Source organism: Flavobacterium sp., from assembly GCF_041392005.1.
Lineage (GTDB): Bacteria > Bacteroidota > Bacteroidia > Flavobacteriales > Flavobacteriaceae > Flavobacterium.
In genome coordinates this window covers 1-21,824 of the sequence record NZ_JAWKMX010000010.1, presented here as the reverse complement: position 1 = coordinate 21,824, position 21,824 = coordinate 1, and the positions used below count along the sequence as shown (strand labels likewise).

Genomic DNA, 21,824 nt, shown 5'->3' with positions numbered 1-21,824 from the left:
AGATGAAAACATTAAGCTTAATTATAAAGAGAGAATTTATAGCCAAAGTGCGCAACAAATCGTTTATTGTAATGACGTTTTTGAGTCCGTTACTGTTTGTAGGAATGTCGGTTTTAATAGCCTATTTGGCAAATATGAATAAAGATTCGGTTACTCAAATTGCCATTCACGATGAGGCCGGATATTTAAAAAATAACTTTAAAAGTAACGCTTTTATTCATTACACCGATTTATCGGCTATGCCGTATCAAGTAGCAAAAGATTCGGTAAGTAAAAACTACGAAGGTTTATTAGTTGTGCCTAAAGTAGATACTATTCAAGAACTAAAAGAAAAAGTAGAATATATTTCAGACGAAAGCCCAAGCATAGAATTTATTGCTACAATTGAAAAAATTACCGATTCGGTTTTAACAGCCAATAATTTAAAACAACTTAACATAGACGAAAAAGTAATTGAAGCCGCAAAGGTAAACTCGTCGTTAAAACTATCTAAATTTTCGGGCGAAGAAAGTTTAAAAGGTTTAAACGAAATTAAAATTGCTATTGGCGGATTAATGGGCTATTTAATAATGATGTTTATAATTATTTATGGCAATTTTGTAATGCGAAGCGTTATAGAAGAAAAAACCAATCGAATAATCGAAATTATCATTTCTTCAGTAAAACCTTTTCAATTAATGATGGGTAAAATAATAGGCAATTCCTTCGCAGGTTTACTCCAGTTTTTTATTTGGGTTGTAGTTGGCTTAATTCTATTTTTAGTGGCTAAAAGTTATTTTGGTTTGCAAATGGGCGGAGCCAATGCCGAGTTAGCCAACCAAGCAATAGCTTCGGCACAACAATCGGGTAAATTTGAAACACTACAACTTTACATGGCCGAAATATTAAATTTACCCTTAACTTTAATGATTGTATCTTTCGTTATATATTTTATAGGCGGCTATTTTTTATACAGCTCACTTTATGCAGCAATTGGTGCAGCGGTAGATTCAGAAACCGATTCGCAACAATTTTTATTGCCTATTATTATGCCGTTAATGTTAGGCGTATATATAGGTTTTTTTACCGTTATTAACGATCCGCACGGTACAGTAGCAACTGTGTTTTCTATAATTCCGTTTACATCGCCTATTGTTATGCTTATGCGAATTCCGTTTGGTGTTCCTATATGGCAATTAGTGCTTTCTATGCTACTATTATATGCTACATTTGCTCTTGTAGTTTGGTTTGCTTCAAAAATTTACCGTATCGGAATATTAATGTATGGCAAAAAAACCACTTGGAAAGAATTGTACAAATGGCTTAAATATTAATTACCAATGAAACAAGAAATTATCGATTTTTTCTATTACGATTTAATACCTGCTAAAAACATAAGCTTTACGGTATTAAACTTGTTTTTTATGATTATTACACTAGCTTTCACAGGTGTAATATTAAAACTAATACGAAAGGTAATTACCAGAAAATTACCCATAGACGATCAAAATAAATTCATTAGCATATTTCAGTTTATTCGGTATATTATCTATGTTTTTGTGTTTTTATTTTCATTAAATGCTTCAGGAATAGACATTTCGTTGTTTTTAACTGCATCAGCGGCTCTTTTTGTAGGTGTTGGATTTGCAATGCAAACCTTTTTTCAAGATTTAATTTCAGGTATATTAATGATTTTAGACCAATCATTACATATAGGCGATATTATAGAAGTCGATGGAAAAGTAGGTCAAGTAAAAGAAATTAAACTGCGAACCACACGAATGATTACTCGCAACGATAGGGTTATGGTAATTCCTAATCATAAATTTATGACCGACGTATTGTTTAATTGGACACAAAATTCAGTAATCAATCGCGAGCAAGTTTCCATAGGAGTAGCCTATGGTAGTAATGTTGTTTTAGTAAAAAAACTACTCGAAGAATGTGTACACAATGTTAAAGGAGTTGTTATTAGCAAACCCATAACAGTACTTTTCGAAGACTTTGCCGATTCTAGCCTAAACTTTTCAGTTTATTTTTACGTTAATAACGGCATGAAAAGTCCAAGTATTAAAAGCGAAATCCGATTTAAAATAGACGAAGCATTCCGAAAAAACAATGTTTCCATACCGTTTCCACAACGCGATATTCATATTATTACACAAAAGCAAAACGAAGCCTAAAGCCTATTTGCAATCCATTTTCCCGCCATACGCTTTACACGGTATCGCTGCTGTCGGGGTTAAACAAGCAAATGTCAGCTATTTTTGTTACTTTTAACGTTCAAATTAAAATATAAATAAATGCCAAAAATATTACTAATCGAAGACGAAGCAGCCATTCGTAGAGTTTTAAACAAAATTCTATCAGAAGAAAGCGATACTTACCAAGTAGAAGAAGCCGAAGACGGTTTACAAGGCATAGAAAAAATTAAAAACGAAGACTACGATTTAGTACTTTGCGATATTAAAATGCCAAAAATGGACGGTGTAGAAGTACTCGAAGCTGTAAAAAAAATAAAACCCGAAACACCAATGGTTATGATTTCGGGGCACGGCGATTTAGAAACCGCAGTAAACACTATGCGTCTTGGTGCTTTCGATTATATTTCAAAACCACCCGATTTAAACCGATTGCTTAATACAGTTCGCAACGCTTTAGATAAAAAACAGTTAGTTGTAGAAAATAAAATTTTAAAGAAAAAAGTATCAAAAAATTACGAAATGATTGGGAACAGTAAAGCAATCCATCATATTCGTGAAATGATAGAAAAAGTGGCCGCAACCGATGCCCGCGTTTTAATTACCGGACCAAACGGAACAGGAAAAGAATTAGTAGCTCATCAATTGCATCAAAAAAGCAATCGTTCAAATAAACCTATTATAGAGGTAAACTGTGCTGCAATTCCATCAGAATTAATAGAAAGTGAACTTTTCGGACACGTAAAAGGTGCTTTTACATCGGCAGTAAAAGATAGAGCCGGAAAATTTGAAGCCGCAAATGGAGGCACTATTTTTTTAGACGAAATAGGCGATATGAGTCTTCCTGCTCAAGCAAAAGTACTACGAGCATTGCAAGAAAATTTGGTTCAGCGTGTAGGTGCCGATAAAGATATAAAAGTAGATGTACGTGTTATTGCAGCAACTAATAAAGATTTACAAAAAGAAATAGAAGAAGGTCGTTTTCGAGAAGATTTATACCATCGTTTAGCGGTAATTTTAATAAAAGTCCCTGCATTAAACGATAGGCGAGACGATATTCCTGAACTAATAAATCATTTTGCTCATAAAATTGCGAATGAACAAGGTACTGTGGTAAAAAACTTTTCAGAAAAAGCTATAAAATTGCTACAAGAATACGACTGGACAGGTAATATTCGCGAATTACGAAATGTAGTGGAACGCTTAATTATATTGGGCGAAACCGAAATTTCAGAAAGCGATGTAAAGTTGTTTGCGTCTAAGTAATATTCAAAAATTTAATGATTAAAAGATTTAATAATTATTTATATCATTTTAATGGATCTTAAAAAAATAAATACAAACCTTCAAAAAGCACTGCAAGAAAACGGATTTGTAGCAGCAAACGAATTGCAACACGAAACCTTTTCGCCTATTAAAAGTGGCATCGATTTAGTAATTCAAAGTCCTAAAGCTTCAGGTAAAACAGTTGCTTTAGTTATAAATATTATACACAAGCTTAAAGAACCATTTCAAGAATCGCCAAGAGCTTTAATTATGGTTAACGATAAGCAAGAAGTTTTGCAAATGTTAGAAATTTTTAGTACATTTAATAAGTATAACGAATTAAGAATTTTTGGTACACACGACAAAACCGATATTGACGACGATAAAAACCAAATATCGGCAGGGATAGATGTATTAATAGGAACACCAAATAGGCTTAATCAAATGTTTTCGGGTGCGGGTTTTAATGTAAATACACTTTTAGTAGTTGCTTTTGATGATATAGATGTTTTATTAAAAAATCGTTACGAATCAATTATTCTACGATTATTAACCAGTATAGAAAAAGGGCAACGATTGTTTTTTTGTACACAAATTACCGAAAGAGTAGAAGTTGTAGCTACCGCAAACGAGAGAGAACCTTTATTTTTAGAAACCGAATAAACGTATACATTATGAAAGAAATTAAAATTTTTTCAGGAAGCGAAATAGAAGCTATGGCGTTAGAAGCAAAATTAAAAGATAAAGGTGTAGAACCTATAAAACGAAACGGTTTCGAATCGGCACGATTGGCTGGTTTTGGTAATACCGACGCAGCCGTAGAATTATATGTTTTAGAACAAGATTACGAAAAAATTAAAGACATACTTAATTAAAAAAAGCCAAGTATATACTTGGCTTTTTTTAGTTTTTAAATTTACTATAAAGTTATTGAAACAATACAGAACCGTTAATGGCAACTTCACTCCAGGTTTTGCTTACACCATCGGCACCTTTGTGCAAATCGAAACAAACTTTATTTAATGAAGCTACTGCATTTTGAGCTAAAAAATCATCGAGATTAATAGTACCATCAAACATGTAAATATTGTTGTTAAAGCTACCATTTACTATAACTTCTCTAGTTTCTCCGTTTAAGGTAATAGCTAAAACAGGAACACCATCGGTAAAATGAATTTTACCACTAATAAGTTCGGTGTTTTTTAATGCACCAAAGAAAAAATCTTTTAGTTTTCCATCTCTAGTTTCATCATTCGTAAACACACTACTTACGGGTATAGAAAACGTAGCACCTTCCAAAATTTCTTGCGGAGTAGTACCAGATTGCGTATTTTCTAATGTAATTTGTTTAAAACTTCCTTTTACAGGTGTTTTGTCGGTTGTTTTATAAGCTACCCAACCTACTTTTGTAGAGTCGTTTACAATGCTTAATGACGTTGTTGCTGCGGCTGTTTCTTCGGTAACGGTTGTAGGTTTTTCGGTTTCTTTTTCTTTTTTACAGCTTATTGTAAAAATTGATAACGCGAAAGCAAAAAGGACTATTTTTTTCATTTGTTTTTATTTTTTTATTAACGTATTCAAAGGTAAGAAGTAAATTACGGTAAAACAACAATCAAAAGTTAAAGATTGTTTAAGATTTTAATCTTCAAATTATGACATTTTCACATTTTCAAATTACCTATATTTGCACCTTCAAAAATAAAACTTTCAACTTTTAACTTTAAACGAATACAATGATCACAGTAAACGATATTGCCGTAGAATTTGGTGGAACAACTTTATTTAGTGAAGTTACTTTTGCTATCAATGAAAACGACAAAATAGCCCTTATGGGTAAAAATGGCGCTGGAAAATCGACTTTATTAAAAATAGTTGCTGGTGTAAACAAACCCACTCGCGGCGGAATTTCAGCACCAAAAGAAGCTGTAATTGCGTATTTGCCACAGCATTTGTTAACCGAAGATAATGCCACGGTTTTTAAAGAAACGGCAAAAGCGTTTGAAGATATTTTTAAAATGAAGGCTGAAATGGATGAAATAAACGATCAATTAACCACGCGTACCGATTATGAAAGTGATGATTATATGAAGTTGATTGAACGCGTTTCTGAACTTTCGGAAAAGTATTATGCCATAGAAGAAGTTAATTACGAAGCCGAAGTTGAAAAAGTTTTAAAAGGTTTAGGTTTTGAACGTGAAGATTTTACGCGAAAAACCTCTGAATTTTCGGGCGGATGGCGTATGCGCATTGAATTGGCTAAAATTTTATTAAAAAAACCCGATTTAATTTTATTAGATGAGCCTACCAACCACTTGGATATGGATAGTATTCAATGGTTAGAAGATTTTTTAGTAAATCAAGCCAAAGCCGTAATGGTAATTTCTCACGACCGTGCTTTTGTTGATAATATTACCAATAGAACTATTGAAGTTACTATGGGAAGAATTTATGATTACAAAGCAAAATATTCTGATTATTTGGTTTTACGTCAAGATAGAAGAATTCATCAGCAAAAAGCTTATGATGAGCAACAAAAGTTTATTGCAGATAATAAAGCATTTATAGAACGATTTAGAGGAACTTTTTCTAAAACAGAACAAGTACAATCGCGTGTGCGAATGCTTGAAAAATTAGTGTTAGTCGAAGTTGATGAATTAGATACCTCTGCATTAAAATTAAAATTTCCACCATCACCACGAAGTGGACAGTATCCTGTTGTTGTTGAAGAATTAACAAAAAAATATGGCGACCATGTAGTATTTAATAATGCCAATATGGTTATAGAACGTGGGCAAAAAGTAGCTTTTGTGGGTAAAAATGGAGAAGGGAAATCGACTATGATTAAAGCACTTATGGGCGAAATTGATTACAATGGCGGTAAGGTTGAAATAGGTCATAATGCACAAATTGGCTATTTTGCACAAAATCAAGCGGCTTTATTAGATGGCGAATTGTCGGTTTTTGAAACGATTGATAGAATAGCTGTGGGCGATATTCGTACAAAAATAAAAGACATGTTGGGCGCATTTATGTTTAGTGGCGATGATATTCAAAAGAAAGTAAAAGTGCTTTCGGGCGGAGAAAGAACGCGTTTGGCTATGATTAAATTATTGTTAGAACCTGTGAATGTTTTAATTCTCGATGAGCCTACGAACCACTTAGATATGAAAACTAAAGATATTATTAAAGATGCACTTCGTGATTTTGATGGTACATTAATTTTAGTTTCGCACGACCGTGATTTCTTAGATGGTTTGGTAACTAAAGTTTTCGAATTTGGCAACAAACGAGTTCGTGAACATTTTGAAGATATCAAAGGATTCTTGGCTCACAAAAAAATGGAAAACCTAAAAGAAATTGAGAAATAATCGTTAGTGAATAGTGCTTAATTATATTAAATTTCAATATTCCATTGTTCAAGTAAATTTATAAAATCTTTTAGCATTTTTTTATTAATAGATTCATGTTTACATTTTTCAAGTATATGTCTTGGAGCATAATACCTATAGTTTTTAAACTTATCGTTTTGAATTACAGTAATCGTGTAACCATTAGCGTCAGATACCATACAAGGATTTATGGTTGTTGCTTTTAGTTTAAAATCTTCCTGATTGTATTTCAAGAACGATAAAAAATTTGATGAATTTATATTCTTGATGAGTTTTCTTTTCAAATCTGTTGTTACTTCAAATTCTTCCAAGCTGTATTTTTCATAACCTTTTTTTAAATAAGCCTTTGGGATTTTCTCTTTAAAATGTTTTATAACACTATCATTTTGAAAAATATAATGATTGCGTTCATCATAAGCATACCAACCATATCCGATGCCAATAATAACACTAATTTCATTGTTTTTTAATTTGTAAGGAAGTTTAAAAATACTATCATTCCATTTTTCAATTAAAGGTAATAAGAAAACATTTTCTTGTGACTTTTGTATTGAAAAAGTTGTTGAAATATTAGGTTTACGTATAATGTTATTTTTTTTCTTTTCATTACATGAGAACAAAATAAAAAGCGTAAAAAACAGAAAATATCTCATATGTTTTTTTACAAAAAACAACAATTATTATGCCGCTATTTAAAGTGTCAATTATGTTTTATAAAATCAATTCTTTATTTAGATTTTTTTTATACTAATAAGCTGTAATAAAAAATCAAGTCCCGATAATGTTGTGTACATGATTATTCAAAATATTAAAAATGTTTATTAAGAGCCACTCAAAATTTATTAGCTACCCAACAAAAAAACTCCGCAATTGCGGAGTTTATTATTTATTATTCTTCAGTTTCTGCATCGGTTTGTTGAATGCTTAAACTACTTTTAATTTCGGCTTGTTTAGCTCTAAAATATTCAATTAGCATTTTCTTTTGCGCATCAGACAATGCGGCGCTGCTGTGCATAGATGTATAGCTAGATAGTGGCATTTCGTTTTTTTCGATTAACTCAACAGCTTCTTCTAGTTTATGTGCTTGTTTTTTAACAGTGTAAGTTCCAAATTCGGAAAAATTTAAATGACTTCTACCTTCTTTAATATGGTTCGCCAAAAACCAACCAAACGGTTGAATGTTTGAATAAAACGGATATTCGGTATCGTTCGAATGACAATCGTAGCACGACGTTCTAATTTGCTGTGCTATTTCGGGAGAAGGTTTGTAGGAATTGATAAAGTCTAAATTTTTATCAACCACTGGGTTTGTTTTATCAATTTGAAACAATTGAATAACAACTAATAATGCTACTAAGCCGATTAAGAATTTTTTCATACGATTTTTTTAAAAAGTTAGTTGAATTGTGTTTGTGCTATAAATTTAAGTAAAAAAATGAATTTATTACAAAAAATTAAAGCTAAATTTATTAATATTGTTTTTTAATTCAACTTTTTTTAATTCTCATAAGAGCTAAAAGCCCAAAAAACGTACTGTTTTTTGGGCTTATTTTGTTAGTAAAACGGTTATTAATTTACAGCTTCAACTAATCGAATAAATTCGGAACGATAGCCATCTTCGTCTTTTGCTTTTCCTTGTAATGCTAATGCTTTTATAGCGGCACTCGATTTTTTATTGATTAATTTAGAATCGCGAAGTTTTAAGCCAAACCATGCCACTGCTGTACTAAATTTAAAATCATCAGAAGTTTTATCTAGTAAAATGGGTTTATTTTGTATGGTTTCTACCATTTCAGTACTTTTTTCGCCATCTGGTTTTTTGTATCGAAATTTGATGGTTGCCAATTAGTTTGCCAAATATTGATTATTTGTAGTATTCGAATATTTTAATACATCAACTTCTTGTAAATAATCGCTTTTTACGCCAACAGGAATAATTTCGTATAAAGCCGTTACAGTATGTCCGCTTCCTAATTCTCCAGCATCAATGGCATCGTTTTTAAAATCTTCTGGTCGCAATTTTCTGTTTTCGTAACCAATTAATCGATAACTTTGTACATGTTTTGGATTGAATTCAATTTGAATTTTTACATCTTTTGCTATTGCAAACATACTTCCCTTAAATTCTTTTCCTAAAAATCGATTGGCTTCTTGAATATTATCAATGTAAGCGTAATTTCCGTTGCCTTTATTGGCTAAAGTTTCCATTTTGCTGTCTTTGTAATTGCCCATTCCGTAGCCTAAACAGGTTAAAAATACGCCACTTTTGCGTTTTTCTTCAATTAATCGTTCCATATCATTATCCGATGAAGCACCTACATTAAAATCGCCATCGGTTGCTAGAATTACACGATTATTGCCACTTTTTATAAAGTTTTCTTGTGCTGTTTTGTATGCTAATTGAATACCTGCTCCACCTGCAGTACTTCCACCAGATTGCAATTGGTCTAACGCATTTATAATCGTTTCTTTTTTATCGCCCGATGTAGGTGGCAACACCAAACCTGCAGCACCCGCATATACAACAATGGCTACTTTATCCTCTTTTCGAAGTTGATTTACCAACACTTTCATCGATTCTTTTAATAAAGGTAATTTATTAGCCGAACCCATTGAACCTGATACATCGATTAAAAATACGAAGTTGGAATTGGGTAAGTCGCCAGATGGAATTTCTTTGCCTTGCAATCCTATTTTTAATAATTTATGATTTTCGTTCCAAGGGCAATCGCTATATTCGGTAGCAATCGCGAATGGATGTTTATCTTTTGGTTGAGGATTATTGTATTTAAAAAAGTTAATCATTTCTTCCACACGAACGGCATCTTTTGGTACTTTTTGTCCGTTATTAATAAAACGACGAATATTGGTATAGGAAGCATTGTCAACATCAATAGAAAAAGTTGATAAAGGCGATTGCTTTGGGCTTTCGAATTCGTTTTCTACAAAAACTTCATAATCTTCGTTATCATTTGATGTAATTGTATTTTTATCATTGTAATTTATATTATTTGAATTATCTGCATAACCTTTTATAGTTACATTTTGAGCTTGATTTGAATTAATTTGTATCCCTGATACTTTACCAACTAATGCTTGCGGTGCTTCTTGTTTAACATCGTAAGATACAACAGTTTCATCAACTTTTCGTTTTATTCCCATAGCTGGAATTACAATACTGTCGAGCTGTACGCCACTTTTTAATACTACATTAATAACGTTCTTTTTCCCAACCGTTATTTCTTGCGTTTGTGTTCCTACAAAATTAAAGACGAGTATATCGCCAATTTTAGCTTTTATAGAATATTTACCGTCAAAGTCCGTTGTTGTGCCATTATTAGTTCCTTTTACAACTACTGTTGCGCCAACAACTGGCCCTAATTCATCGGAAACAATTCCAGTAATAGTTTTTTCTTCTTTATTGTTTGATTTTAAGCTACTTATTGAGTTAAAACTTAGGAATGCAATAAGCATAGCCATTCCTAATGAAAAGATTTTGAGATTTTTCATGATATTAGATTTTTATGTGAAACGATTTACTTTTGTTCGGTTTTACGAACTTAAAATGATGTTATTTTGGTATTTTCTTCAGATGAATTTCAGTTTCTGATAATTGAATAATTTGATATTTTGTAGTGATTTTCATTTTCTTATGAATACTTTCGCAATCGCCCTGTTGGTCGAAGGTTAAAATGGTAAGTTCAATTATATTTTTATCTGAATTTTTGAAATTTCCAGATGACGATGGAAAACAATCATTGCCACAAGGTGCCGAATAATGGCAAGTAAAGCCAGTGTTGGTAAATTGGATAAAATTTCCATACTGCCATTGTTCAGCCGTATCGTATTTGTATAAATGATATTCTTCAAAAGTATCGCCCGAGTTGCCAATTACTTTATCGATTTTCCAAGAAGAGTTTTCTAATTGTTGTGCATTTGCTTGAAATAGTAACACTGAAAATAGGCTATATAAAATTAAGTTTCTCATTTTTAATAATTTATTAATCACTAATCACTACTAGGCTTACCATCTTTAGTTGTAATAATAACCACACCTTTTTCGCCTTTTTTGCCGTATAATTTGGTAGCGTCTAAACCTTGGTAAACAGTTGTTGAAATAATATTTTGCTTATTTAAAGGCGCGTACGGACTGGTTGGATTTTCGCCAAAAAGTTCTTGCTCGGTATATTCTTCGCCATTAATAATGTATAAAGGTTCTTTTAAATACACCAAAGAGTCGATGGTTTCAGCATCAATATCTTCTGCTTTCATATTTTTTTTGGCTTTGCCATCAATAATAACCAATGGTTGTTCTTTTTTATTTTGAGTAGTTGCAACCGGAGTCATCATTTCGATGCGGTAATTTTCAGATTGCTGTATCATTTTATCTACATTATTTTTTGCTGATAATGTCATGGCTTCATTTGGAATTTTATCGGAAGCAATTTCAATTTCTTCAACATCGGCGACTACTTCAGTGTTGTTTTGAATTTCACTTTGAATTATTTCAGCAGCATTTTTTTTAATTATTGGGTGTTGATTTTCAATTGTTTCTGGAGTTGTTTCAGGTAATTCGTTGCTAACAACTGCTTCTTCAATTTTTGTCGGAATACTATCTAACACAACAACCGTATTTTCAGGAATACTTTCATTATTTATAGGCGATTGCAACCAATTGTAACATAATACGCCAACTACTAGTAATGATGCTGCAACAGCAATTTTTTTCCATTTTGACGACTCATTTTTTGAAATTTTTGCTTCCAATTTATCTTCTACACGATTCCAAACCTTATCCATGCTTGAAAAATTTGGGGTTTCACCCTTTTCAGCAGCCGATTTTATTTTGTTATATAATTTATCTTCAGTGTTCATTTTATTTCGCTTTTTGGTAATAGTAGGTAGTAACTAATTCTTTTAATTTGGATTTTGCAGCGTTGAGCTGCGATTTTGATGTGCCTTCTGATATTTTTAATTGTTCTGCGATTTCTTTATGCGAAAAACCTTCTACAACAAATAGATTAAAAATAGTTTGGCAACCTTCGGATAAATAGTTTACTAATCTTAATAAATCTTCCTCTTCTAAATCAGTAATTTCATCAGCTAAAGGTTGGTTTGCATAAGAAACATCATCTAAATACAAATTGAAATTTATATTTTTCTTAAGCACCAATAAACATTGATTGACAGTGATCTTTTTTGCCCAACTTACAAATGCTTTTGGCTCTTTTAGCTGGTCAATTTTTGTGAAAATTATAAAAAACGCATCGGCCAAAACTTCTTCAATTTCTTCTTCCTTTTTTAAATAGCGTTTGCACAAATAGTACAACTTGGGTGCTAATTGTTCATAGAGTTGCCGTTGTGCTTGTCTATTTTGTTTTTTGCAGGCTTGTATTATTTTTTCATCCATTACATAGGTGCTTTATTGTAAAGAGTATAAAAAAGATAAAAAGGTTGGGACGACTTATAATTTTTTTTAAATTTAGTCAATAATAATCAAAAACAGCTATGAAAAAAATTAATTGCGCTAGTTTAAAAGTTACTGAAACGATACAATTAAAAAATATTCCAACATTTATTAATGTTGAGACTTCAGAAAAAAAGAAAGAAAAAGAACTGCAAAAAATTCGTGAAAAGCTAAGCAAATTGCAAGATAAAATGTATGCGCACAATAAATATGGTGTACTTATTTGTTTGCAAGGAATGGACACAGCAGGAAAAGACAGTTTAATTCGTGAAGTTTTTAAAGAATTTAATGCGCGCGGTGTGGTGGTTCATAGTTTTAAAACACCAAATTCCAGTGAATTGGAACATGATTATTTATGGCGTCATTATTTGGCATTGCCTGAAAAAGGAAAATTTGCCGTATTTAATAGAACCCATTACGAAAATGTTTTAATTACTCGTGTTCATCCCGAATATATTTTGAACGAACGTATTCCAGAAATAAACGCTGTAAGTGATATAACTCCCGAATTTTGGGAAAACCGATTTGAAAGCATTACGAATTTTGAAAAGCATATTGCCACAAATGGAATCATTGTGTTAAAATTTTATTTGCATTTAAGCGAGGAAGAACAACGCCAACGATTGTTGAGAAGATTAGAAGAGGAAAAACACAATTGGAAATTTTCGCCAGCCGATTTAAAAGAACGCGAACGTTGGGATGAATATCAACAATGTTATGAAGAGGCAATTAATAAAACTTCAACAGAAAATGCGCCTTGGTACGTAATTCCTGCCGATAATAAAGAAACGTGTCGTTATTTGGTAGCCAAAACTATTTTGGAAGAACTTCAAAAATACACCGATATTAAAGAACCAGAATTAGACGAAGAAATTAAAGAAAATATTAAGTTTTACCACGATAAATTATCAACTGAAGTGTGATTTTTAGTTAAATGTCGAAAGTTGAAAAGTTGAAAGTCTTAATAAACATTTTCAAATTTTCAAATTAACTCATAGTCTAATTGATTACCTTTGCAGTCGATTTTAAAAGCAGATGAATTTATCACAATACACCAAAGAGTTTTCGTATAATTTACGGTTGGCTTATCCAATTATTTTGGGAATGCTTGGGCATACAATTGTTAGCATTGTGGATAATGTGATGGTTGGTAAATTAGGTCCTACGGAATTGGCAGCAGTTTCTTTAGGCAATAGTTTTGTTTTTATAGCCATGTCATTAGGTATTGGGTTTTCTACAGCTATTACGCCTTTGGTAGCTGAAGCCGATGGAAAACAAAGCGTAGCTGCAGGGCGAAGTGCTTTTCATCATGGGTTATATTTATGTACTATATTGGGAGTAATTTTATTTGGAATTATTTATTTTTCAAAACCATTAATTGCTTATATGGGGCAACCCGAGCATGTGGTTACACTAGCAAAACCTTATCTTGATATAGTTGCTTTTTCATTGATTCCGCTGATTATGTTTCAGGCTTATAAGCAATTTGCAGATGGCATGAGTGAAACAAAATATTCGATGTGGGCAACCATTTTAGGTAATATTACTAATGTTGTTCTCAATTATTTATTGATTTACGGCATTTGGATTTTTCCAGAATTAGGAATTGTTGGTGCAGCCATTGGAACCATAGCTTCTCGATTTGTAATGCTGGGATTTATGCACTACATGATGAATCAACGTGAGAAATTTCATCCGTTTTTTAAAGGGTTTTCATTACAAGAAATCAAACGTGAAGTAAATATAAAAATTATTCGATTGGGTTCGCCATCAGCTATGCAAATGTTTTTTGAAGTAGCATTGTTTACTGGTGCTATATGGCTATCAGGAAGATTAGGAACTACAAGTCAAGCGGCTAACCAAGTAGCATTAAGTTTGGCTTCGTTTACCTTTATGTTTGCCATGGGATTAAGCGTAGCAGCAATGATTCGGGTAGGAAATCAAAAAGGATTGGGCGATTTCAAAAAATTGCGATTGGTAGCCTTTTCTATTTTTTTATTAGCAACACTATTAGAAATTGCGTTTGCTTTAATTTTCTTTCTTTTTCATAAGCAATTACCAACCATTTTTGTCAATTTAAACGATTTGGTTAACTATTCCGAAAATTTAGAAGTAATAACTATTTCGGCACAATTATTATTGGTAGCAGCTATTTTTCAAATTTCCGATGGTTTGCAAGTAGTAGTTTTAGGAGCTTTACGTGGATTGCAAGATGTAAAAGTTCCTATGTATATTACATTTGTTGCCTATTGGGTAATAGGTTTTCCTATTTCAATTTACTTAGGAATTTTTACTAGTTTAGGCGCAACCGGAATTTGGATAGGCTTATTAGCAGGTTTAACTGCTGCAGCCGTATTTTTATTTATCCGATTTAACAACGAAACGAAGAAGTTAATTAATCAAGTCGAAAGTTAAAAGTCAAAAGGGAAAAGTGTAATTTATTACTTTCAAATTAACGACTCAACAAATCAACAAATTAACTATATTTATAACTCATAACTTATAATTCATAATTTAAAAAGATGAACTTACCAAAATTTGTTTTAGCAGATAATTCTGATTTTCCAGATGATATTTTTATTATCCATTTAGATTTTCCTCAATTCATAATCAATTTAAAAGACGATGAAGTGGAAATTTTAGAAGATGTTGAAGGTGAAGACGAAAAAGAATTAGAAAGCGAAATGGAGCATTTAATTACATTAGCGGGAGAATTCTACGATAGAGAAATGGAACGTTACGAGGAATAGTTTTTATTATTCTATTACAAAATTTTTTAAATAGCTTCACGACAATTAAAGACAAATTAAATGTCGTAAATAAGTCATAAAAAAATCGTTATCAGAATTTATCAGAATTTATACTTTTGAAATCAATTAATATTTTTAAAATAAATGAATTGGATTGCCGAAAGAATAAGTAATGCTAGAAAAACTAAAGGGCTTACTCAAGAAGAACTAGCCGAATTTGCTAAAGTGAATGTAAGAACTATTCAGCGTATCGAGAACTCTGAAAATGTACCTAGGGGAAAAACACTTAATTTGATTTGTGAAGTTTTAGACATAGATGTTGAAGAATTAAATTCTGTAGAGAGAGGAACAAGTTCAAAAAATATTGGAACTAAAATTATCAATAGTTTATTTCTTATAGTGTTAAATTTAATTTTGATGGCAATAATTGGTTATTTAACATTAGACTCTAACGCAAATTGGAATAGTAGATTTGGTGGTGTGCTGATAAGTTTTTTTCTTCCTTTTTTTATTGTGTTTTTTACTAAAAAAATGAGTGGAGTAGAAAGAATGTTGAAGTTTGGTACAGGCTACATTATTTATTTCATTATGATTACTTTACATCAGGGATTTCCAAAAGGTTTTATAACTGGTTTATTTCCATGTTTTTTAATTAGCCTTTCTGTATTGTATTATGGTAATGAGTTATTAAGAAATAGAGAGTAGTAGGTTATTTAGTATAATTAGTTAAAGTGTGTGCAAAACATTACTGCTAAACTTTAAAATACTTCTCCAAAAGAATTTGAGCGGCAGTAAAAGGTGATAATTCATTATTTTGCACCGCTTTTTTGTTTTGTTCCAATAACGATATAATTTCAGGATGATTGTAAAAACGACTTTTCAATTGTTCGTTAATCGTTTCTAACATCCAATATTGATTTTGTTCTTTGCGTTTTTGTTCGAAATAGTGGTTTTCTTTAGTTAATTCAAAATATTCCGCAATAATTTCCCAAACTTTGTCAATTCCAGTTTTTTCAAAAGCACTACAAGTCGTCACTTTTGGAATCCAACCGCTATTTTTTGCAGGAAATAAATGCAACGCTCTGTTAAATTCGGTTTTAGCGAGTTTGGCTTTCGCAATAGTATCGCCATCGGCTTTGTTAATGACGATTGTATCAGCCATTTCCATAATGCCACGTTTTATGCCTTGTAATTCATCGCCAGCGCCAGCAATTTTTAGTAATAAAAAGAAATCGACCATACTGTGTACGGCAGTTTCACTTTGTCCAACTCCAACGGTTTCAATAATAATGGTGTCAAAACTGCAAGCTTCACAAAGCATAATAGTTTCACGTGTTTTTCTGGCAACGCCACCTAAACTATCTCCAGAAGCACTCGGACGAATATAGGCGTTTTCATCTTTTACCAATTCTTCCATTCTCGTTTTATCGCCTAAAATACTTCCGTGACTAATAGACGAACTTGGGTCAACCGCTAAAACCGCTACTTTTTTACCAAGTGAAGTCAAATACTTACCAAAAGCTTCAATAAACGTACTTTTTCCAACACCTGGAACACCAGTAATTCCTATGCGAACCGATTTATTGGCATGTGGTAAACAACCTTGAATAACTTCATTAGCTCTTTCTAAATGTTCCGGATTGGTACTTTCGATTAAAGTAATTGCTCTACTTAAAGCAATTTTATCTCCTTTTAAAATAGCTTCGACTAATTCTTGTGCAGAAGGTTGTTTTTTGCGAAATTTTTGCACCGATTTTGCAACCGATTGGTTAACGGTTTCAGGTTGATTTATACCGTCAATTTCAGATAAAGCCGATTTTTTAGGGAGATTTTTCACTCGGAAAACATTTTGGTAAAAATACAAATTTTACTTTTAATGCGTACATTTGTTTAAACTTGATTCCAATGACTATTACAACAGAATTAATTAAAAAATTTGAAGATATTGTAGGACAAACGTTTGTTTTTACCGATGATGAAACACGTAAAAATTACGGACACGACGAAACCGAAGATTATAATTTTCCGCCAAATGTTGTAATAAAACCAAAAAGTACACAAGAAGTTTCAGAAATTATGAAAATTGCTTTTCAAAATGAAATTCCTGTAGTACCTATTGGTGGACGAACAGGTTTAAGTGGTGGCGCTTTAAGTATTCATGGCGGAATCGGACTATCAATGGAAAGGTTTAATAAAATTTTAGAAATTGACGAAAAGAATTACCAAGTTACAACCGAACCAGGTGTAATTACGCAAGTTTTAAAAGATACTTTGGCAGCACAAGGTTTGTTTTACCCTGTCGATCCAAGTAGTATGGGGAGTTGTTTTATTGGCGGAAATATTGCCGAAAATTCAGGTGGTGCTCGTGCCGTAAAATATGGCGTAACTAAAGATTATGTGCTTAATTTGGAAGTAGTTTTACCCAATGGTGAAATTATTTGGACAGGTGCTAATACGCTTAAAAATTCTACAGGATATAATTTAACCCAATTAATGGTTGGAAGTGAAGGAACTCTTGGAATTGTTACTAAAATTGTGTTGAAATTGTTACCCATTAATCAGCATAATGTATTACTATTGGTACCATTTTATAAAGCAGCACAAGCTTGCGAAGCGGTTTCGGCTATATTTAGAGCTGGAATTGTACCCAGTGCATTAGAATTTATGGAACGCGATGCTATCGACTGGACGATGCAATATGTTGAAGGCGTAAGTGTTGCAATAAAAGATGGAATTGAAGCACATTTACTAATTGAAGTGGATGGAAATTATCCTGAAGTTTTAATGCAAGAAGCTGAAAAAATAGTAGGAGTTATTGAAAATTATGAAATTGATGAGGTTTTATTTGCCGATTCTACAGAGCAAAAAAATGCACTTTGGAAATTACGAAGAGCAGTAGGCGAAGCGGTAAAATCAAATTCGGTTTATAAAGAAGAGGATACGGTTGTGCCACGATATGAATTGCCAACGCTTTTGAAAGGAATTAAAGAAATTGGTAAAAAATATGGGTTTCATTCGGTTTGTTATGGTCATGCTGGCGATGGTAATTTGCATGTAAATATTGTAAAACAAGAAATGACAGATGAAGCTTGGCAAAAAGAAGTTCCAAGAGGAATTGTGGAAATTTTTGAATTGACAAAATCGTTAAAAGGAACAATTTCCGGAGAACACGGAATTGGATATGTACAAAAAGAATTTATGCCTATTGTTTTTTCATCGGTAGAACTCGAATTAATGAAAGGAATAAAGCAACTTTTTGACCCAAAAAATATTTTAAATCCAGGAAAAATTTTCCCTTCGTAGTTAAATTATTTATCTTTTTTATATATTGGAATAAAATAACTTATGGAATAATTAAATCCGGCACCAAATTTTCCGTCGTAGGTTCGGTTATAACCTGGAATAAATAAATTGTCAAAATTATCGGGTTTTTTATCCGATAGTAAATAATTTACTTTTACCGAAAAACCAAGAAAAACATTGTTGAAAATTTCTGCTTTAATACCGCCAACAAGCTCTAACCAACTAGCATTTAAGCTGTTAAATTTTTGACCTGTACTAAAAATAGTTTCGCCATAATAATTAGTTGGGTCATAAATTTTATACGAATTTAACTCGTGTGAAAACGAACTAAAACCTACTCGCATTCCGGCATAAATCATATTTTCCATATCGAGCCAGTTTTCAAAAGCATTATAATCGAAACCGACTTTAAAATAACTTCCTTTTGTAGTAAAATTTAAACGGTCGTCGTCAACATTTTTTTCTTCGTTACCTAATTCGCCTGCTATAAAATATTTTTTTGTTAGTCGATAATCGGCTACAATTTCTAAACCTTTATAATTGTTGTCGTAAAACGATTTTGAAAGTCTGTGCAAATCTAAACCTACACGTAAACCGTAGCGCTGCGGAAACGAAACTTTAGTAGAATCTTCTTGTGCATTTCCAAAAATTGTAAAACCAATTAAGAAAAAACTAAAAATATATTTTAATATGAACTTCATTTTCATTTGTAACATTTGGTTGCTCTATAGTTGCATTAGTAATCCAATTGGTAGAATTAACAATAGCATCAGTTAGTGTAAAATTGGTTTTATAGCCACAAGCTCTCGAAATATAAATATCTTGTCGGTTATAATTTAGTGTAAATGTATCGCTAAAATCGTCAGTAGTAACAGTGTCATCATCTCCATATAAGGTAAGTTCAAAAGTAACCGAATCTTCGTTGGTTTTTAATGGTAATAATAATTGCGATACACTACTTTTTCTATAAATGCTATCTTTTGTTATTTCTCTAAATCCAATTGACGAAACGGTTACTATCGAATCGGTTACGGTAGCATCATAAAATTCAACTACTAATTGTGGTGTTGTTACGGTTCCATCGGCGCAAATATCGTCTTTTTCGCAGTTCCAAAGAAAAACAACTAAAAAAATAGAAATGATTATGGTTATGTGTTTTTTCATTATTTCTTAAACTGAATTTTATCTTTTTTCCAAAAGTACAACATTTTCTACATGATGCGTTTGCGGAAACATATCGACAGGTTTTACGCGTGTTACTTTATATTTTTCATCTAGTAAAGCTAAATCTCTAGCTTGTGTTGCACTGTTGCAACTTACATAAACCACACGTTTTGGTGCAATTTTTAAAATTTGAGCCACTACATCTTTGTGCATACCATCGCGCGGTGGGTCGGTAATAATAACATCGGGCTGACCGTTTGCTGCAATAAATTCGTCGTTAAAGACATTTTTCATATCGCCTACAAAAAAATCGCAATTGGTTGTATTGTTGCGTTTTGCATTTTCTTTAGCATCGGCAATAGCTTCGGGTACGGCTTCTACGCCAACTACTTTTTTTGCTTTTTTAGCTACAAATTGGGCAATGGTTCCTGTTCCTGTATATAAATCGTACACCAATTCTTCGCCTGTTAATCCTGCAAAATCGCGTGTAATTTTATACAATTCGTAGGCTTGTTCCGAATTGGTTTGATAAAATGATTTTGCATTAATGCTAAACTGCAAACCTTCCATTTCTTCCAAAATATAATCACGACCTTTATACAATTGAATGTCTTGGTCATAAAGTGTATCGTTTCCTTTATTATTGATTACGTAGAGTAGGGAAGTAATTTCAGGAAAACGATTGGCAATAAAGTTGAGTAACAATTCTCGTTGTGCAATATTTTCTTCAAAAAACTGAACCAAAACCATAATTTCGCCAGTTGAAGCCGTACGAATCATTAACGTGCGCAGGAAACCTTCCATATTACGCGCATCGTAAAATGCTAAATTATTGGCAACGGCAAACGCTTTAATTTCGTTTCGAATAGCGTTAGACGGATCTTGTTGCAAATAACATTTCTCAATATCGAGAATTTTATCCCACATTTTGGGCACGTGAAATCCTAAAGCATTTTTATGTGGAAATGCTACACCACTTTTTATTTCCTCATCTGTAAACCAACGTGCGTTTGAAAAACCAAATTCCATTTTGTTGCGATAAAAAAACTGTTTTTCAGAACCTAAAATGGGTTCAAAATCGGGCAATTCAATTTTACCAATACGCTTTAAATTATTTTCGACTTCTTGGTTTTTATAAAAAAGCTGCTTTTCGTAGTTCATATTTTGCCACTTGCAGCCGCCACAACTTCCAAAATGCTTACAAATAGGTTCAACTCTATCTTTAGAAAGCGAATGAAATTTTGTTGCTTTTCCTTCGTAATAGGCTTTTCGTATTTTAGTAGTTTGAATATCAACTATATCGCCAGGTACTACGTTCGGTATAAAAATAACTTTTCCATCGGGAGCTTTAGCCACCGAAACACCTTTTGCACCAGCATCTACTATTTCTATATGTTCAAAAACAATACGTTCGTTTCTTCTTCTTCTCATACGACAAAAATAAACCTTACCGATTGAATTTTGCTAAAAAAAGATTTAAAATTTTAAAGTAGGACTTAATTTTTTTATCTCGTTTAAATATTTGTATTTTTGTTACCCAAGGATGATTTCTCTCCAGTATTAAGAAGGAATTTTAGAATATTAATAGTAAATTTTGAGAAAATGTCAGTTTTAGAAACAATGAGTTCGGCAGAAGCAATTGCGTTAGAAAATAAATATGGAGCCCATAATTATCATCCGCTTCCAGTAGTTTTAAGTAAAGGCGATGGTGTTTACGTTTGGGATGTAGAAGGTAAAAAATACTTCGATTTTCTTTCGGCGTACTCGGCTGTTAATCAAGGGCATTGTCATCCTAAAATTGTAGGAGCAATGACTTCGCAAGCGCAAACATTAACCTTAACTTCACGAGCTTTTTATAATGATAAATTAGGAGTTTATGAAAAATATGTAACCGAATATTTTGGTTTCGATAAAGTACTTCCTATGAATACTGGTGCAGAAGCCGTAGAAACCGCTTTAAAAATTTGTAGAAAATGGGCATACGAGAAAAAAGGAATTGCCGAAAATGAAGCACAAATAATTGTTTGCGAAAATAATTTTCACGGGCGAACTACTACTATAATTTCGTTTTCAAACGATGAGAATGCTCGTAATAACTTTGGGCCTTATACCGAAGGTTTTATTAAAATAGAATACGATAATTTAGAAGCTTTAGAAGCAGCATTGCAATCGTCAAAAAATATTGCAGGATTCTTGGTAGAACCTATTCAAGGCGAAGCAGGAGTTTATGTGCCAAGCGAGGGTTATCTTGCTAAAGCAAAGACTTTATGTGAAAAATATAATGTGTTGTTTATTGCCGATGAGG

General features: G+C 32.2%; 22 protein-coding genes and 1 pseudogene. 12 read left to right on the top strand and 11 right to left on the bottom strand.

The window, feature by feature from the left end; translation table 11 throughout:
- The first annotated feature begins 2 nt into the window (after positions 1-2).
- The 5 genes from R2808_RS06580 to R2808_RS06560 all read left to right on the top strand — a co-directional run bounded on the left by R2808_RS06580 (position 3) and on the right by R2808_RS06560 (position 4,321).
- Positions 3-1,313: an ABC transporter permease gene (locus R2808_RS06580; protein ID WP_371270170.1), complete on the top strand. Its 1,311-nt coding sequence runs from the start codon at positions 3-5 to the stop codon at positions 1,311-1,313.
- A gap of 6 nt (positions 1,314-1,319) precedes the next feature.
- Complete coding sequence (locus tag R2808_RS06575; protein ID WP_371270169.1) at positions 1,320-2,162, top strand: mechanosensitive ion channel family protein; 843 nt, start codon at positions 1,320-1,322, stop codon at positions 2,160-2,162.
- A gap of 120 nt (positions 2,163-2,282) precedes the next feature.
- Positions 2,283-3,446 (top strand): sigma-54-dependent transcriptional regulator, encoded by a 1,164-nt coding sequence (locus tag R2808_RS06570; RefSeq protein WP_371270168.1) that lies wholly within the window; start codon positions 2,283-2,285, stop codon positions 3,444-3,446.
- A gap of 51 nt (positions 3,447-3,497) precedes the next feature.
- A complete protein-coding gene (locus R2808_RS06565; protein WP_371270167.1) occupies positions 3,498-4,109 on the top strand; it encodes a DEAD/DEAH box helicase in 612 nt (203 codons plus the stop codon).
- A gap of 11 nt (positions 4,110-4,120) precedes the next feature.
- Positions 4,121-4,321, top strand: a complete 201-nt coding sequence (locus R2808_RS06560; protein WP_371270166.1) for a putative signal transducing protein — start codon at positions 4,121-4,123, stop codon at positions 4,319-4,321.
- A 52-nt stretch (positions 4,322-4,373) separates the two neighbouring features.
- Here the strand turns inward: R2808_RS06560 and R2808_RS06555 are convergent, their stop codons facing one another.
- Positions 4,374-4,997, bottom strand: a complete 624-nt coding sequence (locus R2808_RS06555; protein ID WP_371270165.1) for a YceI family protein — start codon at positions 4,995-4,997, stop codon at positions 4,374-4,376.
- Between the two features lie 182 nt (positions 4,998-5,179).
- Here R2808_RS06555 and R2808_RS06550 point away from each other — a divergent pair, with 182 nt between their 5' ends.
- Positions 5,180-6,814, top strand: a complete 1,635-nt coding sequence (locus tag R2808_RS06550; protein ID WP_371270164.1) for an ABC-F family ATP-binding cassette domain-containing protein — start codon at positions 5,180-5,182, stop codon at positions 6,812-6,814.
- A 26-nt stretch (positions 6,815-6,840) separates the two neighbouring features.
- On the opposite strand, the gene R2808_RS06545 is transcribed toward R2808_RS06550, so the two are convergent.
- The 6 genes and pseudogenes from R2808_RS06545 to R2808_RS06520 form a co-directional block, all read right to left on the bottom strand.
- The gene (locus R2808_RS06545; RefSeq protein WP_371270163.1) at positions 6,841-7,488 is read right to left on the bottom strand and encodes a hypothetical protein; all 648 of its coding nucleotides are present in this window, start codon (positions 7,486-7,488) and stop codon (positions 6,841-6,843) included.
- 236 nt (positions 7,489-7,724) lie between these two features.
- Complete coding sequence (locus R2808_RS06540; protein WP_371270162.1) at positions 7,725-8,213, bottom strand: heme-binding domain-containing protein; 489 nt, start codon at positions 8,211-8,213, stop codon at positions 7,725-7,727.
- A 191-nt stretch (positions 8,214-8,404) separates the two neighbouring features.
- Positions 8,405-10,309: pseudogene (locus R2808_RS06535) on the bottom strand (von Willebrand factor type A domain-containing protein).
- 97 nt (positions 10,310-10,406) lie between these two features.
- The gene (locus tag R2808_RS06530; RefSeq protein ID WP_371270161.1) at positions 10,407-10,823 is read right to left on the bottom strand and encodes a hypothetical protein; all 417 of its coding nucleotides are present in this window, start codon (positions 10,821-10,823) and stop codon (positions 10,407-10,409) included.
- Positions 10,824-10,843: 20 nt separating this feature from the next.
- Positions 10,844-11,710 (bottom strand): hypothetical protein, encoded by an 867-nt coding sequence (locus R2808_RS06525; protein WP_371270160.1) that lies wholly within the window; start codon positions 11,708-11,710, stop codon positions 10,844-10,846.
- A gap of 1 nt (position 11,711) precedes the next feature.
- A complete protein-coding gene (locus R2808_RS06520; RefSeq protein ID WP_371270159.1) occupies positions 11,712-12,245 on the bottom strand; it encodes an RNA polymerase sigma factor in 534 nt (177 codons plus the stop codon).
- Positions 12,246-12,343: 98 nt separating this feature from the next.
- Here R2808_RS06520 and R2808_RS06515 point away from each other — a divergent pair, with 98 nt between their 5' ends.
- The 4 genes from R2808_RS06515 to R2808_RS06500 all read left to right on the top strand — a co-directional run bounded on the left by R2808_RS06515 (position 12,344) and on the right by R2808_RS06500 (position 15,757).
- A complete protein-coding gene (locus tag R2808_RS06515; protein ID WP_371270158.1) occupies positions 12,344-13,225 on the top strand; it encodes a PPK2 family polyphosphate kinase in 882 nt (293 codons plus the stop codon).
- Positions 13,226-13,337: 112 nt separating this feature from the next.
- A complete protein-coding gene (locus tag R2808_RS06510; protein ID WP_371270156.1) occupies positions 13,338-14,717 on the top strand; it encodes an MATE family efflux transporter in 1,380 nt (459 codons plus the stop codon).
- Between the two features lie 107 nt (positions 14,718-14,824).
- Positions 14,825-15,052: a hypothetical protein gene (locus R2808_RS06505; RefSeq protein WP_371270155.1), complete on the top strand. Its 228-nt coding sequence runs from the start codon at positions 14,825-14,827 to the stop codon at positions 15,050-15,052.
- Positions 15,053-15,196: 144 nt separating this feature from the next.
- The gene (locus R2808_RS06500; RefSeq protein WP_371270154.1) at positions 15,197-15,757 is read left to right on the top strand and encodes a helix-turn-helix domain-containing protein; all 561 of its coding nucleotides are present in this window, start codon (positions 15,197-15,199) and stop codon (positions 15,755-15,757) included.
- A 46-nt stretch (positions 15,758-15,803) separates the two neighbouring features.
- On the opposite strand, the gene meaB is transcribed toward R2808_RS06500, so the two are convergent.
- Positions 15,804-16,889, bottom strand: coding sequence for a methylmalonyl Co-A mutase-associated GTPase MeaB (gene meaB / locus R2808_RS06495; protein WP_371270153.1), 1,086 nt, complete (start codon positions 16,887-16,889; stop codon positions 15,804-15,806).
- A gap of 68 nt (positions 16,890-16,957) precedes the next feature.
- Here meaB and R2808_RS06490 point away from each other — a divergent pair, with 68 nt between their 5' ends.
- The gene (locus tag R2808_RS06490) at positions 16,958-18,355 is read left to right on the top strand and encodes an FAD-binding oxidoreductase (RefSeq protein ID WP_371270152.1); all 1,398 of its coding nucleotides are present in this window, start codon (positions 16,958-16,960) and stop codon (positions 18,353-18,355) included.
- A 5-nt stretch (positions 18,356-18,360) separates the two neighbouring features.
- Here the strand turns inward: R2808_RS06490 and R2808_RS06485 are convergent, their stop codons facing one another.
- From R2808_RS06485 to rlmD, 3 genes are read right to left on the bottom strand one after another with little or no spacing between them, the layout of a single operon-like run.
- The gene (locus R2808_RS06485; RefSeq protein ID WP_371270151.1) at positions 18,361-19,056 is read right to left on the bottom strand and encodes a DUF6048 family protein; all 696 of its coding nucleotides are present in this window, start codon (positions 19,054-19,056) and stop codon (positions 18,361-18,363) included.
- Positions 19,028-19,519 (bottom strand): DUF6452 family protein, encoded by a 492-nt coding sequence (locus tag R2808_RS06480; protein WP_371270150.1) that lies wholly within the window; start codon positions 19,517-19,519, stop codon positions 19,028-19,030. The genes R2808_RS06485 and R2808_RS06480 overlap by 29 nt, the downstream gene beginning before the upstream one ends.
- Positions 19,520-19,537: 18 nt before the next feature.
- Positions 19,538-20,950, bottom strand: coding sequence for a 23S rRNA (uracil(1939)-C(5))-methyltransferase RlmD (gene rlmD, locus R2808_RS06475; RefSeq protein ID WP_371270149.1), 1,413 nt, complete (start codon positions 20,948-20,950; stop codon positions 19,538-19,540).
- Positions 20,951-21,121: 171 nt separating this feature from the next.
- Here rlmD and rocD point away from each other — a divergent pair.
- Positions 21,122-21,824, top strand: a 703-nt coding sequence (gene rocD, locus R2808_RS06470) for an ornithine--oxo-acid transaminase (RefSeq protein WP_371270148.1), incomplete at its 3' end; no start/stop codon positions are given.

Bases quoted from the DNA above. Each gene is read 5' to 3' on its own strand.
- R2808_RS06580 (WP_371270170.1), top strand. From the start codon at position 3: ATGAAAACATTAAGCTTAATTATAAAGAGAGAATTTATAGCCAAAGTG.
- R2808_RS06575 (WP_371270169.1), top strand. From the start codon at position 1,320: ATGAAACAAGAAATTATCGATTTTTTCTATTACGATTTAATACCTGCT.
- R2808_RS06570 (WP_371270168.1), top strand. From the start codon at position 2,283: ATGCCAAAAATATTACTAATCGAAGACGAAGCAGCCATTCGTAGAGTT.
- R2808_RS06565 (WP_371270167.1), top strand. From the start codon at position 3,498: ATGGATCTTAAAAAAATAAATACAAACCTTCAAAAAGCACTGCAAGAA.
- R2808_RS06560 (WP_371270166.1), top strand. From the start codon at position 4,121: ATGAAAGAAATTAAAATTTTTTCAGGAAGCGAAATAGAAGCTATGGCG.
- R2808_RS06555 (WP_371270165.1), bottom strand. From the start codon at position 4,997: ATGAAAAAAATAGTCCTTTTTGCTTTCGCGTTATCAATTTTTACAATA.
- R2808_RS06550 (WP_371270164.1), top strand. From the start codon at position 5,180: ATGATCACAGTAAACGATATTGCCGTAGAATTTGGTGGAACAACTTTA.
- R2808_RS06545 (WP_371270163.1), bottom strand. From the start codon at position 7,488: ATGAGATATTTTCTGTTTTTTACGCTTTTTATTTTGTTCTCATGTAAT.
- R2808_RS06540 (WP_371270162.1), bottom strand. From the start codon at position 8,213: ATGAAAAAATTCTTAATCGGCTTAGTAGCATTATTAGTTGTTATTCAA.
- R2808_RS06530 (WP_371270161.1), bottom strand. From the start codon at position 10,823: ATGAGAAACTTAATTTTATATAGCCTATTTTCAGTGTTACTATTTCAA.
- R2808_RS06525 (WP_371270160.1), bottom strand. From the start codon at position 11,710: ATGAACACTGAAGATAAATTATATAACAAAATAAAATCGGCTGCTGAA.
- R2808_RS06520 (WP_371270159.1), bottom strand. From the start codon at position 12,245: ATGGATGAAAAAATAATACAAGCCTGCAAAAAACAAAATAGACAAGCA.
- R2808_RS06515 (WP_371270158.1), top strand. From the start codon at position 12,344: ATGAAAAAAATTAATTGCGCTAGTTTAAAAGTTACTGAAACGATACAA.
- R2808_RS06510 (WP_371270156.1), top strand. From the start codon at position 13,338: ATGAATTTATCACAATACACCAAAGAGTTTTCGTATAATTTACGGTTG.
- R2808_RS06505 (WP_371270155.1), top strand. From the start codon at position 14,825: ATGAACTTACCAAAATTTGTTTTAGCAGATAATTCTGATTTTCCAGAT.
- R2808_RS06500 (WP_371270154.1), top strand. From the start codon at position 15,197: ATGAATTGGATTGCCGAAAGAATAAGTAATGCTAGAAAAACTAAAGGG.
- R2808_RS06490 (WP_371270152.1), top strand. From the start codon at position 16,958: ATGACTATTACAACAGAATTAATTAAAAAATTTGAAGATATTGTAGGA.
- R2808_RS06485 (WP_371270151.1), bottom strand. From the start codon at position 19,056: ATGAAGTTCATATTAAAATATATTTTTAGTTTTTTCTTAATTGGTTTT.
- R2808_RS06480 (WP_371270150.1), bottom strand. From the start codon at position 19,519: ATGAAAAAACACATAACCATAATCATTTCTATTTTTTTAGTTGTTTTT.
- rlmD (WP_371270149.1), bottom strand. From the start codon at position 20,950: ATGAGAAGAAGAAGAAACGAACGTATTGTTTTTGAACATATAGAAATA.